The 14,859-nt window shown below is 65.1% G+C and carries 22 protein-coding genes; 9 read left to right on the forward strand and 13 right to left on the reverse strand.

The features are described from left to right. Positions 1 to 12 precede the first annotated feature (12 nt). Genes FHS69_RS13565 through FHS69_RS13575 form a run of 3 tightly spaced genes read right to left on the reverse strand, consistent with a single transcriptional unit; the run spans position 13 to position 1,048 of the window. Positions 13 to 297 carry a flagellar hook assembly protein FlgD gene (locus tag FHS69_RS13565; RefSeq protein ID WP_067468357.1) on the reverse strand — a complete coding sequence of 95 codons (285 nt, stop codon included), beginning with the start codon at positions 295 to 297 and terminating at the stop codon, positions 13 to 15. Further along, the gene (gene flgC, locus FHS69_RS13570) at positions 294 to 704 is read right to left on the reverse strand and encodes a flagellar basal body rod protein FlgC (protein ID WP_067468361.1); all 411 of its coding nucleotides are present in this window, start codon (positions 702 to 704) and stop codon (positions 294 to 296) included. Before flgC ends, FHS69_RS13565 begins: the two co-directional genes overlap by 4 nt. After that, positions 701 to 1,048, reverse strand: coding sequence for a flagellar basal body rod protein FlgB (locus FHS69_RS13575; RefSeq protein WP_067502321.1), 348 nt, complete (start codon positions 1,046 to 1,048; stop codon positions 701 to 703). The genes flgC and FHS69_RS13575 overlap by 4 nt, the downstream gene beginning before the upstream one ends. Positions 1,049 to 1,241: 193 nt before the next feature. On the opposite strand from FHS69_RS13575, the gene FHS69_RS13580 reads away from it, so the two are divergent. From FHS69_RS13580 to FHS69_RS13620, 9 genes are all read left to right on the forward strand, one after another. Next, the gene (locus FHS69_RS13580; RefSeq protein ID WP_166778117.1) at positions 1,242 to 1,940 is read left to right on the forward strand and encodes a MotA/TolQ/ExbB proton channel family protein; all 699 of its coding nucleotides are present in this window, start codon (positions 1,242 to 1,244) and stop codon (positions 1,938 to 1,940) included. Continuing rightward, the gene (locus FHS69_RS13585) at positions 1,937 to 2,356 is read left to right on the forward strand and encodes a hypothetical protein (RefSeq protein WP_166778118.1); all 420 of its coding nucleotides are present in this window, start codon (positions 1,937 to 1,939) and stop codon (positions 2,354 to 2,356) included. The genes FHS69_RS13580 and FHS69_RS13585 overlap by 4 nt, the downstream gene beginning before the upstream one ends. A gap of 56 nt (positions 2,357 to 2,412) precedes the next feature. Then, positions 2,413 to 2,928, forward strand: coding sequence for a flagella basal body P-ring formation protein FlgA (locus tag FHS69_RS13590; RefSeq protein WP_225982166.1), 516 nt, complete (start codon positions 2,413 to 2,415; stop codon positions 2,926 to 2,928). Between the two features lie 79 nt (positions 2,929 to 3,007). Then, positions 3,008 to 3,292 (forward strand): flagellar biosynthesis anti-sigma factor FlgM, encoded by a 285-nt coding sequence (locus FHS69_RS13595; RefSeq protein WP_067468377.1) that lies wholly within the window; start codon positions 3,008 to 3,010, stop codon positions 3,290 to 3,292. Then, on the forward strand, positions 3,292 to 3,627 hold the full coding sequence (locus FHS69_RS13600) for a hypothetical protein (RefSeq protein ID WP_243844666.1): 336 nt from the start codon (positions 3,292 to 3,294) through the stop codon (positions 3,625 to 3,627). Before FHS69_RS13595 ends, FHS69_RS13600 begins: the two co-directional genes overlap by 1 nt. A gap of 72 nt (positions 3,628 to 3,699) precedes the next feature. Next, positions 3,700 to 4,554: a transglycosylase SLT domain-containing protein gene (locus FHS69_RS13605; protein ID WP_341801798.1), complete on the forward strand. Its 855-nt coding sequence runs from the start codon at positions 3,700 to 3,702 to the stop codon at positions 4,552 to 4,554. Next, complete coding sequence (locus FHS69_RS13610; protein ID WP_166778119.1) at positions 4,551 to 6,653, forward strand: flagellar biosynthesis protein FlhA; 2,103 nt, start codon at positions 4,551 to 4,553, stop codon at positions 6,651 to 6,653. Before FHS69_RS13605 ends, FHS69_RS13610 begins: the two co-directional genes overlap by 4 nt. After that, positions 6,650 to 7,375, forward strand: a complete 726-nt coding sequence (locus FHS69_RS13615; RefSeq protein WP_067676042.1) for a sigma-70 family RNA polymerase sigma factor — start codon at positions 6,650 to 6,652, stop codon at positions 7,373 to 7,375. Before FHS69_RS13610 ends, FHS69_RS13615 begins: the two co-directional genes overlap by 4 nt. Before the next feature lie 226 nt (positions 7,376 to 7,601). Beyond that, positions 7,602 to 7,919 (forward strand): hypothetical protein, encoded by a 318-nt coding sequence (locus FHS69_RS13620; RefSeq protein WP_166778120.1) that lies wholly within the window; start codon positions 7,602 to 7,604, stop codon positions 7,917 to 7,919. 31 nt (positions 7,920 to 7,950) lie between these two features. Here FHS69_RS13620 and FHS69_RS13625 read toward each other — a convergent pair whose 3' ends face one another. Genes FHS69_RS13625 through FHS69_RS13670 form a run of 10 tightly spaced genes read right to left on the reverse strand, consistent with a single transcriptional unit; the run spans position 7,951 to position 14,840 of the window. Further along, positions 7,951 to 8,343 (reverse strand): flagellar protein FliS, encoded by a 393-nt coding sequence (locus tag FHS69_RS13625; RefSeq protein ID WP_067502297.1) that lies wholly within the window; start codon positions 8,341 to 8,343, stop codon positions 7,951 to 7,953. 1 nt (position 8,344) lies between these two features. After that, the gene (fliD, locus tag FHS69_RS13630) at positions 8,345 to 9,706 is read right to left on the reverse strand and encodes a flagellar filament capping protein FliD (protein ID WP_243844667.1); all 1,362 of its coding nucleotides are present in this window, start codon (positions 9,704 to 9,706) and stop codon (positions 8,345 to 8,347) included. Positions 9,707 to 9,765: 59 nt separating this feature from the next. Continuing rightward, positions 9,766 to 10,920, reverse strand: a complete 1,155-nt coding sequence (locus tag FHS69_RS13635) for an EscU/YscU/HrcU family type III secretion system export apparatus switch protein (RefSeq protein ID WP_067499712.1) — start codon at positions 10,918 to 10,920, stop codon at positions 9,766 to 9,768. Then, a complete protein-coding gene (gene fliR / locus FHS69_RS13640) occupies positions 10,917 to 11,702 on the reverse strand; it encodes a flagellar biosynthetic protein FliR (protein WP_166778122.1) in 786 nt (261 codons plus the stop codon). The genes FHS69_RS13635 and fliR overlap by 4 nt, the downstream gene beginning before the upstream one ends. Positions 11,703 to 11,712: 10 nt before the next feature. Beyond that, entirely contained in the window at positions 11,713 to 11,985 is a 273-nt protein-coding gene (locus FHS69_RS13645) for a flagellar biosynthetic protein FliQ (RefSeq protein WP_067468411.1), read from the reverse strand. 5 nt (positions 11,986 to 11,990) lie between these two features. Continuing rightward, on the reverse strand, positions 11,991 to 12,758 hold the full coding sequence (gene fliP / locus FHS69_RS13650; protein ID WP_067468414.1) for a flagellar type III secretion system pore protein FliP: 768 nt from the start codon (positions 12,756 to 12,758) through the stop codon (positions 11,991 to 11,993). Beyond that, a complete protein-coding gene (locus tag FHS69_RS13655) occupies positions 12,755 to 13,036 on the reverse strand; it encodes a flagellar biosynthetic protein FliO (RefSeq protein ID WP_067468417.1) in 282 nt (93 codons plus the stop codon). Before FHS69_RS13655 ends, fliP begins: the two co-directional genes overlap by 4 nt. Next, positions 13,036 to 13,359: a flagellar motor switch protein FliN gene (fliN, locus tag FHS69_RS13660; RefSeq protein ID WP_082834793.1), complete on the reverse strand. Its 324-nt coding sequence runs from the start codon at positions 13,357 to 13,359 to the stop codon at positions 13,036 to 13,038. The genes FHS69_RS13655 and fliN overlap by 1 nt, the downstream gene beginning before the upstream one ends. Positions 13,360 to 13,365: 6 nt before the next feature. Next, on the reverse strand, positions 13,366 to 14,262 hold the full coding sequence (locus FHS69_RS13665; protein WP_067676056.1) for a FliM/FliN family flagellar motor C-terminal domain-containing protein: 897 nt from the start codon (positions 14,260 to 14,262) through the stop codon (positions 13,366 to 13,368). Then, positions 14,259 to 14,840 carry a flagellar basal body-associated FliL family protein gene (locus FHS69_RS13670; RefSeq protein WP_166778123.1) on the reverse strand — a complete coding sequence of 194 codons (582 nt, stop codon included), beginning with the start codon at positions 14,838 to 14,840 and terminating at the stop codon, positions 14,259 to 14,261. Before FHS69_RS13670 ends, FHS69_RS13665 begins: the two co-directional genes overlap by 4 nt. Between the last annotated feature and the right edge of the window lie 19 nt (positions 14,841 to 14,859).

Raw genomic sequence — 14,859 nt, forward strand, 5'->3', positions numbered from 1 at the left:
ATGTCTCCTGGATCAGATTTCGGAAGCGGACTGGGTGGTTTCGATCAGCAGGTCGAGCTTCTCCGCGATCTGCTCGAGCGTGGCATTGGTTTCGGAAACGCCGGCGAGCGAAGAGAACTGCGCCATCTGTGCGAGCATTTCCTTGTTATCGACCGGGTCGAAGGGGTCCTGCTGCTGCATCTGCACGGTCAGCAGACGCAGGAAGTCGCCCTGCCCCAGCGAATCCATTCCGCGGCCGGTGGTCGCGGCGGTCGTCGTGGTGGCGCCGGCCACCTGATTGGTCGTCGAAGTGATCATTTCATCCTCATCGTTTCGAGCATGAGTTGCTTGGCGGTCGACATCGCTTCGACCATGTTGCGGTACTGGCGCGAGGCTTCGAGCATCTCGACCATCTCGGCATTCTCATCGACCGGGGCTTCCCAGACGTCGCCATTCTCGTCGGCGAGGGGATGGCCGGGGTCGTGGCGACGTATCGCGGCGACATCCTCGCGCACGACACCGCCGACACGGACCGATGAGAGGCCCGAAGCCCGGTCGAGTTCCTGTTCGAAGACGGTGCGCATGGGCCGGTAGGCCTCTTCCTCGCTGCCGGCGATCGAGCCGGCATTGGCGAGATTGGAAGCCGCCGTATTCATGCGCACGAGCTGCGCGGACATGGCGCGATGGCCGACCTGAAAGAAGGAGGTGGGGCCGCTCATCGTCATTCGCCCCGGATTGCGCGGGTGACGGTTTCGACCCGCCCGCGCAGGAAATTGAGCGTCGCGGTGTAAGCGACCGCGTTTTCCGCAAAGGCCGCCTGCTCCGTCGACATCTCGACCGTATTGCCATCGAGGCTGGCCATCGTCGGAATGCGATACTGGATTGCCCCGTCGGTCGCGCGGTCCGCCGCTGCGCCGCCCAACCGGGCCTGCAGCGCGGATGCGAAATCGACGTCGCGGGCCTTGTACCCCGGGGTTGCCGCATTGGCGATATTCGAACCGAGCACACCCATGCGCTGCGACCGGATCTCCAGTGCCGCCCCGTGTATGCCGAACAAACCTTCGCTCATCTGAGCCTCCGCAAAAAATTACGGAACCCAATCAGCAAGGGGCGTGCCAAACCGCCTTTGCCGGCTCAAAACCCCCGAAATCGGGCGAAAGCGGCAGCATGTGGCAAGCTTTTGCCGGATAGCGGCAAAGTTCGTCCGCTGTATAAAACTCGCCCTTGCCGCGCCGTTCTGCTCGACAAGGAGTAGCTACCCGATGCTGGAAAACTGGTTCGATCCCGAAGCGATCGCCATCGTGCTGTGCGGCACGCTGGCCGCCACGATGCTGCGCTGCGGCCTTGCCGACAGCCGCATCGCGCTGGTCGCTTTGCGTCGCCTGTTCGGCAAGAAGTTCGATCCGGCGAAGGCCAAGGCGGAGCTGGCCCTGCAGGTCCGCGAGATCGCCGACGACGGCTTCCTGCGCGCAGAACCCCGCCATTTCGGCGACCCGGAATTCGACAGCCTATCCGACCTGATCATCACCCAGCGCTCGATCCAGTCGCTGCATGGCGCGCACAGGACGTTCGCGACAGCGCGCCTCGCCCATGCGCAGACCGCCACGCGGGTCTTCGAAAGCGCCGCCGAACTGGCGCCTGTTTTCGGGCTGGCCGGTACGCTCGTCGCCCTGGCGCAGGCACCAGCAGGCGCGCCGCAGGGCGGCGGACTGGTTGGCGCGATCGCGATGGCGGTGGTCACGACGCTGTACGGCCTGATCGCAGCCAATTTCATCTTCGCACCACTGGGCAACGCCATTGCCCGCAAGTCGCGCCGGGAAGAGAGCGGTCGCGAGGAAGTGCTGACCTGGCTGGAGGATAGCGTCCGCCGCGTGGATGCAGCACGACCGCGCCCTGCCGCCGACACGCCCTCTATCGAAGAGGTGCAGACCGACGCCGAAGCGGCGCCAGCTGCGGCATGATCCCGCGCGTGACTTCGGGCTGGCAGACGATCACCGCCGATCTGGCGCTGATCCTGTTCCTGATTACCGCGCAGGCGGTAGCGAAGCCGCATGAGCCCGAAACGGCTCCGGCGACCGACACTCCCCCTGCCGAATCCACCGCGGCACTGGCCATGCACCGCCCCGCCAGGGGTGAGAACATCAGCGAGTGGCTGGCCGCCAGCGTCAGCGACGAGCGTCAGGTCGCAACGATCGCGATCGACTACGCGCCCGGCAACAGGAACATTGCGCTGACCGAAGGCACGCGGTTGCTCGGCAATGCGGACGCTGCGCGCGTAACCGCGCGGTTGGTCCTTGCCCCTGCAGCGCGAAACGCGACGCTGGTGTCGATCGATTACCTGCGCGAAGGCGAAGCTGGCACGGACCTTGCTCAATAAGCTGGCGAACGCCTCCTCGCGAGGGGGCCGAATGCCAGACGGAGTCAGGAACGACCATGCGCCACATGTTTCTCGGATCACTCGCGGCCGCCGCGCTTGCGGCCACGACCGCCAACGCCGCCACGCCGATGGACCTTTCGATCATCGATCGTGCAGTGGCCGATTTCACCGGCGCCACGATCGGACAGCCCGGCGGGGCCAAGCTTCCCGTCGACCGGCGCCTGCGCCTGGCCAGCTGCAACGCCCCGCTCGACCTGCAATGGTTCGGTCGCGACCAACGCTCCGTGCAGGTCGCCTGCCCCACTGCCGGTTGGCGCATCTATGTCGCGGTCGACGCTGGCGCAGGCGGAGGACATGGGGCTTCCCCACAATATGGTCAGACGCTCGTCAAGCGGGGCGAGAATGTCAGCATCCTCGTCCGCGGCAGCGGTTTCACCCTCACCCGGCAAGGCTCTGCCGTCGAGGATGGAGCGCAGGGCGAATGGATCAAGGTTCGCGCGACCGGCCAGCGCACGGAAACCCTGCGCGCCATGGTCATCCGGCCAGGCCAGGTCGGCATCGATTTGCCGTAACCGGCAATTTTCTTGCCGGGGTGTTAAACCCCAGCATCGTTCGCCGTTCTGTTGGATGACCAGCTAATGGAGCGAAACGATGCGTATAGTCGGATTGCCGGAATTCGGGAGCTCGGTGCGGCGGCCCAGTGCTGCCGTATCGCCAGCAGAGAAGATCACGCCCTCGCAAGAGGTCGCGGCCCGTGCGCGCGAAGCGGAGGCCCCCGTGGCCACCTCGCAGATCGCTTCGGGACGCGAGGTCCCGGTCGATCACGAACGTGTGGCCGAGATCCGCAAGGCGCTTGAAGACGGCACCTATCCGCTCATTCCCACCGAGATTGCCGACGCCATCATCGCGTCGCGCCTATACGGAAAGGTCGGTTGATGACCCGCAAACAGGAAACGCTGGCGACCCTGCAACAGATGCTTGCACTTTTGCAGGGTGAGCGGCAGGCCCTTGCCGCCCTCGACCTCGAGCGCATCACCAATTGCACCGACAACAAGCTCGACCTGTGCGCCAGGCTCGAAGCGGTCGAACAGGACAGTCTCGACGAGGAATGCCTCGGCGTGCTCGACGCAGTGCGTCGCCTGAACGAGATAAACCGCCGCCTGCGCAACCTTATCGCCAGCAATGTGCAGAACCGCCTGGGCGCGCTCAGCGGCACCAATGCACCCTATGCCGCGCTGCCCCGGCAGGGCCTGAGCATGGCGCACGCCTGAGCGGGCACCGCCCTCCATACGATTTGGCACGCCTCTTGCTGAACTTCCGGGACAATCAATCCCGGAGGTTCCGTGCCTACAATCAGTCCAGTCCAGTCCGTCGACGTGCAGGGGGCAATCGCTCGCGCTGCCACGCGGACCGGTGTCGACTTCGATTACCTGCTTGCGCAGGCCCGGCTTGAATCGGGCCTCGATCCGAGCGCCAAGGCGCGCACGTCGAGCGCGACCGGTCTCTACCAGTTCATCGATTCCACCTGGCTGCGCACGCTCGACCGCCACGGCGCCAAGCATGGCATGGACTGGGCGGATGCCGCGATCGGCTCGAATGGCCGCGTAGCCGACCGCGCGACCCGCGATCACCTTCTCTCGCTGCGCCACGATGCCGACACGTCTTCGTTGATGGCCGCCGAGCTGACGCGCGAGAATGCGGCGGGGTTGCAGACGGTCCTCGGGCGCGAGGCGGAGCCGGCCGAACTCTACCTAGCGCATTTCATGGGCCTCGGCGGCGCGCAGCAATTCCTCGGCGCGCTGGCCAGCAACCCCGACCAGTCTGCCGCGGCGCTGATGCCGCAGGCCGCGCGCGCCAACCGCTCGATTTTCTATTCGGGTGGTTCGCCGCGCTCGGTCGGCGAAGTGATGTCGCTGATGCGCGACAAGGTGGCGAAGGCCTATGGCGATACGCCCGTGCCGGGCGCTGCGCCGCGTATCGAACACGAATTCGCCGGGCTCGTTTCGCACCAGCCGCGCAACCAGCAATCGTCTTATGGCGCTACTCTCTCTCCCGCGCCGCTGCCGCCCGCCGCGCGCGCCCGCCCCTCGATGGCGGATACGCTGCGTTCCACCTTCGGGGACAGCGGGACAGCGGGCGGGCGGGCGCACGCCAACATCGCCGCAGCCTATGACAAGTTCAGGGCGTTCGGGCTATGATCGGGCGCCAGTATCTCAATCCGGGCCTCGCGCTGCCGGTCGGCATTCTCACCATCATCCTGCTGATGGTGATGCCGATCCCAGCCCTGTTGCTCGATGTGTTCTTCGTGCTCAACATCGCGCTGTCGGTTTCGGTGCTGATGGCAGCGATGAATGCCAAGAAGCCGCTCGATTTCTCGTCCTTCCCATCGGTGCTGCTGTTCGCGACGCTGCTGCGGCTGGCGCTCAACGTCGCCTCGACGCGCATCGTGCTGCTCAACGGCCATGAAGGCGGTGCTGCGGCGGGCAAGGTGATCGAGGCCTTCGGCGCGTTCCTAATCGGCGGGAATTTCGCGGTCGGCATCTTCGTCTTCCTGATCCTGATGATCATCAACCTGATGGTCGTGACCAAGGGCGCCGGACGCGTCTCCGAAGTCTCGGCCCGTTTCACGCTGGACGCATTGCCCGGCAAGCAGATGGCGATCGACGCCGATCTCGCCGCCGGACTGCTCACCGCCGACGAAGCCAAGGCGCGCCGCCGCGAGATCGCGACCGAGGCCGATTTCTACGGTTCGATGGACGGTGCCAGCAAGTTCGTGAAGGGCGACGCGGTTGCGGCGCTGCTGATCCTGCTGGTCAACATCATTGCGGGTCTCGTGCTGGGCATGTCCACGCACGGCCTGTCGGCGGGAGAAGCCGCGGAATTCTACGTCACGCTGGCGGTGGGCGACGCGCTTGTCGCTTCGGTCCCCGCGCTGCTGCTGTCGATTGCCGCGGCGGTCATCGTTACCCGCGTTTCGGACGCGCGCGATCTCACCGGGCAGATCAGCGGCCAGTTGGCCGATCCCAAGATCTGGCTGCCGGTCGCGTGCATCCTGCTGGTCATCGGCTGCATCCCCGCGATGCCGCAATCGATCATCCTGCCGCTGTCCGGCGGCGCGTTCTGGCTCTGGCACAATTTGCGCAAGCGCCAGGAAGCGGTCGACAACGCGCCCGAACCCGTCATCACCCCCGATCCCGCGCATATCGGGATCGACGAGGTCACCGACCAGACGCTGGTCACGATCCAGCTCGGCTACGGTCTCATCCACCTGACCGACGAGAAGCACGGCGCGACCCTGGTCAACCGGCTGACCGGCCTGCGCAAACAGATGTGCCAGTCGTTCGGGTTCATCGTGCCACAGTTCCGCATAGAGGACAGTTTCGAGGTCGAACCCGACAGTTACCGGATCACTCTCGGCGGCGCGGCGATCGGCGGCGGGAAGATCAAGCCGCACCACCTGCTGGCGATCGATACGGGCGAAGTCATGCATTCGCAGCCGGTCCCGGGCCAGGCGACGGTCGATCCCAGCTTCGGCTGCCCCGCGCTGTGGATCGAACCCGGTTCGCGCGACCTCGCAGTCGCCGAGGGCTATCTTGCGGTCGATCCCGAAAGCGTCATCGCAACGCAGATCCACCAATTGCTAGCCGCACGGGCGCAGGATCTGCTCGGCCCGGACCAGGTCCGCGACCTGATCGACCATCTGCGCGCCCGCCACGGACAGCTGATCGAGACGATCACGCCGCAGCCGCTCACGCTTGCCGCGGTCACGCGCCTGCTCAAGGCCCTTCTGGCCGACGGCATCTCTCTGCGCCATTCGCTACGCGTCTTCTCCAGCCTGTCGCTGGCGGCACAGCAAACCGCCGAACACGATCGGCTGATCGATATCGTCCGCGCGGACCTCGGCGCGATGATCGTGGCCGAAGCCTGCCCGCCCGATGCCAAGCTGCCGGTCATTACTCTCGCCGCACAGCTCGAGGAAATGGTCGTTGGCGGACTGCAGGACCCGGCCTCGGGAGAGATCGTGATCGAACCCGACCTGGCGCGCTCGATCGGCGAACGGATCGCCGCCATCATCGCACAGCGAGACCCGGCCGCCACGCGGCCTGCGCTGATCGTCCAGCCGCGCGCCCGACGCGCGCTTACCGCCCTGCTGCGGCTGCGTGCCCCGCAGTGCCTGGTGCTGTCGATCAACGAATTGCCTGCCGCCCAGCCGATCGAAGTGATCGCTGTGGTCGGCGACGAAGCACCCGCAACGGCCGGCGAACTCGGCCATGAAACGGAGGCCCTTGCGGCATGAAGTACGACCATTCCAACTTCAACGCGCAGCGCGCCTACTCCGGCGCCGCCAACGACCGGATAGCCAATTTCCTGCCGATGGTGCGCAAGCTGGCGTGGTATTACGAAGGCAGCTGTGGCGCCTCGCTCGACATCGACGACCTGCTCCAGGCAGGAATGATCGCGCTGACCGAATGCGCACAGCGCCACGACCGGCCTGGCGAGGACGGCTTTGCCGCCTATGCCAAGATGCGCGTGCGCGGCGCGATGATCGACCTGCTGCGCACGCAATCGCCGCATGCACGCGGCGCTGCCGGCCAACGACGCCGGATCGAGGCGGCAACCGATCGGCTCCGCACCCGGCTGGGGCAGGAACCGTCGGCAGCGGAAATAGCGGCAGAAATGCAGATATCTGTGGGGGAATATCACGACATGCGCACGCAACTGGCAACCCGGGTGGTGGACCTCGAAGATTGCTATTCGGATTCCAATCCGATGTTCGAATCCAGCGAACCCGACGCCGAGGCTCAGTTGCTCGAGCAGGATGATCGCACGGCGCTGGCGGAAGCGATCGGCTTGCTGCCCGAACGGCTGCAACTGGTCATCAAGCTTCACTTCATCGAGGAACTGAACCTGACCGAGATTGCTGCAGTGCTCGACGTGAGCGTGCCCCGCGTACACCAGCTTAAATCATCGGCTCTCTCGAAACTGAAATTGGCGGTTCTGGCAAGCAGCGAGGCCTGACCAATACGCTTCGCGTGTTGGGAAGCCCAATATTTATCGGGTGATATCGGGGTTCGCCCGGATAACATCGAGCTGTAACACGGTGTAATCTTCATGCCGCGCCCGCCGATGTGGGCGCCGCCGCAAGGAATAGACACCGATGTCTTCTTGGGACGCAAGCCTACTGACCTTTGTCGATAGCTGCTCTGTCGGCGATTTCGGCACGGCAGCGCAAGCGGTTCTGGCGATGGCCGAGATCCTGGATGCCGCGCCCGCGCATTACGCCCCGCTTATCTCGCCTCGCGCCGATGCGGACCGGATCGCCGAATTGCTGGCAGCCGATGCGCCGCTATGCGCCGCCATGGAACTGGTCGGTCCCTTGTGCGGCGTGCTGCTGTCGCGCTCTGCCGGTGGCACCGCATCGGGAATGGTCAAGATCATCGACGAGGTCGACGAAGGCAATTTCTTCGCCGAAGATCCCGCGATTGCCCTTCTGGGCGCCTATGGCACGGCGCTGGTGGCCGTTATCGCGCGGATGGACGGAAGCGGTCGGCTGACACCCTAGAAAGCGGCGCCACCTCGTTCGGGGAAGGGGATCAGTGTCCGCTTGCGGCGAGTTTGGCCGCCCGGAACGCGAAAGCGATTTCGCGCAGGTCGTCGCGCAGCTGGCGGACCTTCCCCAGATCGAGCGCGCGGATGGAGTCGAGCATCAGGTTCTTGGCCGCGCCGTAGAACTGCGCCAGGCTCGATGCGAGTTCGGCCTCGCGGTCGATGCCCATCTCGAGCGCGGTCAGCGCGGTGACACAGCGGGTGAGCGTACGGCTGCGCGCTGCGCGATCGTCCCGCTGTTCCACGATTTCAAGCACGCCGAGGTTCTCGATCAGGTCGTCGAGACAGATCAGCACCAGATCGTCGCGATCGCTCGCCATCAGGCGGACATCGAAATTGCTCTGCCGATAGGCTTCGCCGGGTTTTGCGCGCGCCAGCATGTCAGTCGTTCTGCGAGTTCCAGACGTCAATCTGGGACTGGAGGAATGACAGGGTGGATTGCGATGCCGCCATGCGGTTGTCGGCCTGCGCGAAGCGCGCGACCATCGTGGCGCGCAGGTTCTCCTGCTTCTCCGCCAGCTCTTCCAGTTGCAGCGCAACCTGTTCGGACTGCGACTGGTAGCGCGCGACCGATCCGGCAAGCGACCCGGGATCGCTGGCCATCGCATTCGATCGCGCCATCCGGTCGATGGTCGCGTAGATGCCGTTGATGCCGGTGGTGAACATGGCCGCGACACCCGATGCGTCGCGTTCAAGCGCGGCGGTCAGCGTGTCGCTGTCGAAACGGAAACTGCCATCGCGTTCGATTGCCAATCCCAGTTCGGCAAGCGTGCGCGGCGCACCTGCAGGTGCATTGGGCATGATTACCAGCGAACCGAGCGCAGCCAAGTCCTGCCGCAATGCCCGCGCACCGCTGTCGCGCGCGAGGTCCCCGGTCATCGGATCGGTCGCGCTGCGCAGTTCCGAGGCGATCTCGTTGAGCGCTCCGGTTATGTCCTGCATCGCACTTTGCAGCGCGCTGCCCGGATTGTTGAAGCGGATCGTCGCCGGAGCGCCCGCATTGGTCCCGGTCAGTGACAAGGACAGTCCCGGCGCCACGGCCGAAATCGTATTGGAGGAAGCGCTCCGGGCGATACCGTCGAGCACGAATTCCGCATCGGCCGAGGTGTTGATCAGCCGCGCCGGATCATCGCCCGGCTGCCATGCAAGCGTCGAGAGCCCGGGATTGTCGGGATCTTCGGTTGCCTCGATGACGAAGCCGTTCTGTTGCCCGTCTGCGCCCTTCACGACCAGCTGCGCGCCCGCAGCAGTCTGCGCAATATAGGCGTTGAGGCCGGCGTTCTGGCCGTTGATCGCCCTCGCGACGTCCTTGAGCGTCGCGCCCTCGGCGATATCGATCGTGAGCGGTGTGTGCCCGGTGTCCTCGGTAAAGCCGCCCGTCGTCGCTTCGCCGAAACGGATCGTCAGCGTACCGACACCGACCGTATCGGTCTCGCTCCCATAGGCCGGACTGCTCAACACCTGGTTGCGCGCCAGCTGCGTGACCTCGAGCGAATAGGTCCCCTTGCCGATCGTCCCGATCGGGCTTGAGACCGCAGCGACGGCCGAATTGCTGATCGTCGGCAGCGGTGCAAGATCGCCGGTCCGCAGACGATCGCCCAGTGCCGACGCAAAGGTCGAAAGCGTGCTGCGTATCGATCCCGCCAGCGAGATCCGCCGCTCGAGCGTCTCGGACTGCAGGGTCAGGCGCTCGTTGCGCCCGGCGAATTGCGCCACGGCGAGCTGCTCGGCGAGACCGGTCATGTCTACGCCGCTGCCAACACCCAGAGAGGACGCGATCGAGGAAGCCGAAATACTCATCGTTATGATAACGGCGCCTGGGGCTGCGGATTAACCGCCAGCCGCCCTTCGGTGTCGAAGCGCAGTGCTGCGGGCACTTCGACCGCGGGCACCGGAGGCGTTTCGCCGCGCTTGAGCGAGAAGACATAGGCAAGCACCGATGCGACCGCGCCGTAGAGGTCCTCGCAGATCACCTGCCGTTCGCGCGTGGTGTAATAGACCGAACGCGCAAGCTGCGGCATCTCGACGGTAGGCAGTTCCAGTTCGCGCGCGAGTTCCTTCATCGCCAGTGCCTTGTCGCCACGTCCCTTGGCGAGCACGATCGGCGCGGAGGCCTTGTCGGGATCGTAGGTCATGGCGACCGCGAAATGGGTCGGGTTGGTGATCACGAATTGCGCCTCGCGCATCGCCCCGGCCACCGAACCGGTAGCAATATCGCGCTGGCGCTGACGCCGGGCGGAACGCATCTCGGGCGATCCCTCGGTTTCCTTGTTCTCGTCGCGCAGTTCCTGATGGCTCATCTTGAGCCGCTTCTGCTGGCGCAGCCACTGGATTGGCAGGTCGACCATGGCGATGACGATCAGCCCACCCGACAGGGCGAAGATCAGCGAGATGATCGCGTACCAGGCCGCCGAAAGCTGCGCCGAGAGGTTGCCCCGCCCCAGCCCGATCACGGTTTCCATGCTGTTCCACCACCATGCCGCAGCGATGCTGCCGAGCAGCGCGATCTTGAGCAGGCCCTTGCCCATTTCGATCAGCCCCTGCGGTCCGAACATCCGCTTGAGCCCCGACAGCGGGTTGATCCGCTGCCCCTTGGCCTTGAGATTGTCCAAGACCCAGCGCCCGCGCCCGAAGCCTAGTTGCGTCAGCAGTGTGACGAGAATTACCGGCACTGCCAGAGTGAGAATTGCCGGCACGCCGAGCAACAGGCCCTGCAGCAGCAGGTCCGAAACGCCGAAATCGCGAATGTCGCGCGCATCGAAGAGGAAGGCATCGCGGGCGAGCTGCGCCAGGCCTTCGAGCAGATAGGGGCCCGCTAGCGCCAACCAGGCACCGCCGAGCAGCATCACCGCCGCGGTCCCCGCATCCTTCGACCGCAGGACGTCGCCCTTCTTGGCGGCATCGGCCAGCCGCTTCTCGGTTGGCGCGAAGGTCTTTTCACCGGCGGTCTCGCTCATGGCGCGATCACGCTTTCGGTCTGTTCGAGCGCGTCACCCACCAGCCCGGTGAACTGGTCGTAGATGAGCGGCGCGGAAATGATCAGCGCCGCCATGCCAGCGAGGACGCCCGCCGGGAGGCCAAGGGCGAAGAGGTTGAGCGACGGCGCCGAGCGGCTGAGGATGCCGGTGAGCACCTGCACCAGCAACAGGATCACGGTCACCGGCAGCGCGATGCGCAGCGCGGTCTCGAACATGAAGCTGGCGAAGCCGGCGATGGCCGCGAAACGGTCCGCACCCAGCCAGGTCTGGCCCGGCGGGAAGGCGTTGTAACTTTCGGCGAGCAGCGCGATCCAGTGCAGGTGCGCACCGGTCGCAAGGAAGATCAGCGTCAGCACAATGACGAAGTACTGGCCGAAAGAGGTCGTCGTCCCACCGCCCATGGCATCCGGCGACACCGCCATGCTCATCCCCATCCCACCGCTGATCAGCTCGGCGGCGACGGTCGGCGCTGCGAAAGCGAGCTGCAGCACGAAGCCGAGCGCCAGCCCGACGATGACCTCGCCCGCAATGGCCAGCAGGCCGGCCAGCGAAAGCAGCGCGTCGGGCGTGGCGACGGCGGGCATCCACACCGATACGAAAATGGCCAGCGCCCCGGTGATCGCGATGCGGACCGACATCGGCACGGCAGTCGCGCCGAAGAAGGGCGCTGCCAGCAGTGCGGCACCGATGCGGGTCATCAGGAAGACCACCCGCCACATGTCCTGCTCCAGCGCGCCAATACCGAGATCGAGGCCGTTCACCGCGCGTGCCTCAGTCGCCGATCGCCGCGATTTCGGCAAAGATGTCCTGCGTGAAATCACCGACCAGCGCGATCATCGAGGCACCGAGGATCACGAGCACGAAGGCCACCGCCGCCAGCTTGGGGACGAAGGTCAGCGTCTGTTCGTTGACCGAGGTCGCCGCCTGGATCAGGCCGATTACGAGACCGATGGCGAGGCTTGCGAGCAGGATCGGAGCCGCGACCAGCGCGGCGATCCACAGCATGCGATCGGCCATGGAAAGGAGTACGGCGCTTTCGTCCATGAAATCTATCCGAAGCTTGAGGCGAGCGAACCCATCAGCAACGCCCAGCCGTCGACGAGGACGAACAGCAGCAGCTTGAAGGGTAGCGAAACGATCATCGGGCTCATCATCATCATGCCGAGGCTCATCAGCACGCTGGAGACGACGAGGTCGATAACCAGGAAGGGCAAGAACAGCATGAAGCCGATCTGGAAGGCAGTCTTGAGTTCGCTGGTAACGAAGGCCGGCAACAGGATCGAGAACGGCACATCCTGCGGGCTGGCGAATTGCCCTGCTCCGGCAATATCGGCGAACATCTCAAGGTCGTATTCGCGCGTCTGGCGGATCATGAAGGCGTGGAACTGGTCACCCGCCTGTTCGATCGCGACCTCGGCACCGATCTCGCCCGCCGAATAGGGCGCAATAGCGGTTTCGTTCACACGTTCCAGCGTAGGCGCCATGATAAAGAGCGAGAGAAACAGGCTGATCCCGATCAGCACCTGATTGGGCGGCGATTGCTGCAGGCCCAAAGCCTGACGCAGGATCGCCAGCACCACGATGATCCGGGTAAAGCTGGTCATCATCAGCAACAGCGCGGGCAGGATGGTCAGCAGGCCCATCACCAGCAGCAGTTGGAGCGACAGGCTCAGCGGTTCGCCGCCGGCCCCCGCCATTTGCCCGAAGGCACGGTCGAGCGCGCCCGAGACAGCGGCCTCGCCGGTTTGCGCGCGCGCCAGCGCCGGATAGGCAAGCGCGGCGAGCGCGGCAGCGATCTTCGACAACCGGGCGATCACTGGACTACATCCTCGTCCTGCACCCGCGCGGGCGCTTCGGCCAGCCGGGTCAGTCCGTTGCGCGAGGTCGACACGAGGATCTCGCGGCCGTGGAACTCGATCACCGCAAGCCGCAGCGTGGGCGAGAGCATGGTCGTCTCGACGATGCGCACCGCCTTGCTACCACCGGTGGGTGCACCGAACTGGCCCTGCATCTTCTTGGCCAGTTTCAGGCTGCCCCAGATCATGAAGCCGATCAGCGGCAACAGGATCAGCAGCTTGAGGATGTACCAGAACATCAGGCAGCCTCGCTGGCACCGGTCGGCGTAACGGTGATCGGCTGCGCACGGCGCTCGATCGCCGGATCGCCCGAACCGGCACCGACGATCTCGATGACGCGGATCGCGAAGCGATTGCCCTGAGCGACCACTTCGCCACGAGCGATGAGCTTGCCGTTGACGAACATGTCGAGCGGCTCGTCGGTCAGGCGATCGAGCTCGATCACGCTCGATTCGCCGAGTCCGAGAACGTCGCGCAACTGCATCGACTTGCGGCCGAGTTCGACGGTGAGGCGGACATCGATGTCCTGGATGAGGCCGAAGCCGTCAGCATGCGAAGCCATAGCGAATTACTCCGAGAGAGAGGTGTGATTGAGTTCGAGTGCGACACGGTCGTCGAGTTCGCCGACGCTGCCATGTGCAATGGTGAGGTTGCCGATCAGCAGCGGCACGTTGCGATTGATCGCGACCGGGATGACCGAACCGGGCTGCAGGCTGGCCAGCTTGGCGATCGACATCGGCACGTCGACCAGCACCGCGCGCAGTGGAAGGTCCACTTCGGCGATCGCCGAACCATTGATCCCGCGCGCGCCGATCGAACGGCCGGTGGCGGGCGAGACGGCGCGCGTTCCGACCAGTTCGGCAATGGTCTGGCGACACGCCGCGATGCGGATGGTCCAGTTGCAGTCGGTCTTGGTGCTGCTGATGGTAAGCGTTGCCGTCCACAGCTTGTCGCCGACAGCATAGGGCGCGACCTGTTCGACCTCTTCGCCATTCGCTGCGGCTGCAATACCCCGCCGATCCCCGGCACGGCGGAGGACTTCGCCCATGCGATCCTCGAACTGCTGCGCGAAATAACGGGCAGAGGCCGGCAGTGCGGTATAGCTGTCGTCCACTGCTCCCGACCCGCCGAGAATGCGTTCGAACTGTGCGACGATCTCGCCGATGCGTACCGACACAAGGATGCCGCGACTTTCCTGGCCCAGGGCAAAGAAGCTGTGCCGATGGGCCGTGCCGATATCGGCATACCATTCGCTCACCGGCACCAGTGCGGTCTCGCCAAGCTCTGCAACGATCCCGCGATCGTCGCACAATTCGCCGATCTGGCTTGCCGCCTGCACCGCGCAGCCGCGAGCGAAGCGTGCGAACTCGTGATCGAGATCGGGCGGTGTTGCCGCGCGGCTCAGCAGTTCCTCGCAATGCGAGGCTGCGCGCGCCGTGGCGTTGGGAACGGGCGTGCTGATCATTGGACGATGAACGAACGGAAGTAGACGTTGTCGACGCCGCCGAAGCCTTCACGCTCCTCGAGCGCCTCGTTGATCGCCTTGGTCAGTCGCTGCTGAAGCTCTTCCTTGCCCTTGATGCTGGCCAGATCGGCTTCGCTCGTGGCTGCCAGTTCGGCAAGGATACGCGAGCGTAGTGCGGTTTCGTGCTCGTCGAGCCACATGAGGACGCGCCCGTCGTAATGCGTCGAAGCCGCCAGGCTGACCTGGACCAGCCCCGAACTGTCGGCGAGGTTCGAAGTGAACTCCTCGGTGAAAGCGTAATAGGCGGTGCGATACTTGCCCCCGCCCGCGCCATGCACGACCTCGACCTTGTCTTTCGACGCGCTGTCTCCCGTCGGATAGGGATCCTCGGCGCCCTTGAGCACCAGCTTGGGGTTCGGATCTTCCTTTGCGGCGCCGGTGTCGAGCATCCCGCTGGCAAAGGCCGCGTAGGTACCGCCGCCGCCCGCACCGAGCAGCAGGACGGAGAGCAGCACGAGCTTCAGCGCGCCGCCCTTCTTCTTCTTTACCGGTTCCTGAGGAGCGTTTTCATTCGACATGATGATATCCTGCTGAAAT

Origin of the sequence: Qipengyuania flava (assembly GCF_011762005.1) — a bacterium.
In the GTDB taxonomy this organism is placed as follows: domain Bacteria; phylum Pseudomonadota; class Alphaproteobacteria; order Sphingomonadales; family Sphingomonadaceae; genus Qipengyuania; species Qipengyuania flava.

Excerpts from the sequence above, each read along its gene's own strand:
- FHS69_RS13565 (WP_067468357.1), bottom strand. The coding sequence starts at position 297 with ATGATCACTTCGACGACCAATCAGGTGGCCGGCGCCACCACGACGACC.
- flgC (WP_067468361.1), bottom strand. The coding sequence starts at position 704 with ATGACGATGAGCGGCCCCACCTCCTTCTTTCAGGTCGGCCATCGCGCC.
- FHS69_RS13575 (WP_067502321.1), bottom strand. The coding sequence starts at position 1,048 with ATGAGCGAAGGTTTGTTCGGCATACACGGGGCGGCACTGGAGATCCGG.
- FHS69_RS13580 (WP_166778117.1), top strand. The coding sequence starts at position 1,242 with ATGCTGGAAAACTGGTTCGATCCCGAAGCGATCGCCATCGTGCTGTGC.
- FHS69_RS13585 (WP_166778118.1), top strand. The coding sequence starts at position 1,937 with ATGATCCCGCGCGTGACTTCGGGCTGGCAGACGATCACCGCCGATCTG.
- FHS69_RS13590 (WP_225982166.1), top strand. The coding sequence starts at position 2,413 with ATGCGCCACATGTTTCTCGGATCACTCGCGGCCGCCGCGCTTGCGGCC.
- FHS69_RS13595 (WP_067468377.1), top strand. The coding sequence starts at position 3,008 with ATGCGTATAGTCGGATTGCCGGAATTCGGGAGCTCGGTGCGGCGGCCC.
- FHS69_RS13600 (WP_243844666.1), top strand. The coding sequence starts at position 3,292 with ATGACCCGCAAACAGGAAACGCTGGCGACCCTGCAACAGATGCTTGCA.
- FHS69_RS13610 (WP_166778119.1), top strand. The coding sequence starts at position 4,551 with ATGATCGGGCGCCAGTATCTCAATCCGGGCCTCGCGCTGCCGGTCGGC.
- FHS69_RS13615 (WP_067676042.1), top strand. The coding sequence starts at position 6,650 with ATGAAGTACGACCATTCCAACTTCAACGCGCAGCGCGCCTACTCCGGC.
- FHS69_RS13620 (WP_166778120.1), top strand. The coding sequence starts at position 7,602 with ATGGCCGAGATCCTGGATGCCGCGCCCGCGCATTACGCCCCGCTTATC.
- FHS69_RS13625 (WP_067502297.1), bottom strand. The coding sequence starts at position 8,343 with ATGCTGGCGCGCGCAAAACCCGGCGAAGCCTATCGGCAGAGCAATTTC.
- fliD (WP_243844667.1), bottom strand. The coding sequence starts at position 9,706 with ATGACCGGTCTCGCCGAGCAGCTCGCCGTGGCGCAATTCGCCGGGCGC.
- FHS69_RS13635 (WP_067499712.1), bottom strand. The coding sequence starts at position 10,920 with ATGAGCGAGACCGCCGGTGAAAAGACCTTCGCGCCAACCGAGAAGCGG.
- FHS69_RS13645 (WP_067468411.1), bottom strand. The coding sequence starts at position 11,985 with ATGGACGAAAGCGCCGTACTCCTTTCCATGGCCGATCGCATGCTGTGG.
- FHS69_RS13655 (WP_067468417.1), bottom strand. The coding sequence starts at position 13,036 with ATGTTCTGGTACATCCTCAAGCTGCTGATCCTGTTGCCGCTGATCGGC.
- fliN (WP_082834793.1), bottom strand. The coding sequence starts at position 13,359 with ATGGCTTCGCATGCTGACGGCTTCGGCCTCATCCAGGACATCGATGTC.
- FHS69_RS13665 (WP_067676056.1), bottom strand. The coding sequence starts at position 14,262 with ATGATCAGCACGCCCGTTCCCAACGCCACGGCGCGCGCAGCCTCGCAT.
- FHS69_RS13670 (WP_166778123.1), bottom strand. The coding sequence starts at position 14,840 with ATGTCGAATGAAAACGCTCCTCAGGAACCGGTAAAGAAGAAGAAGGGC.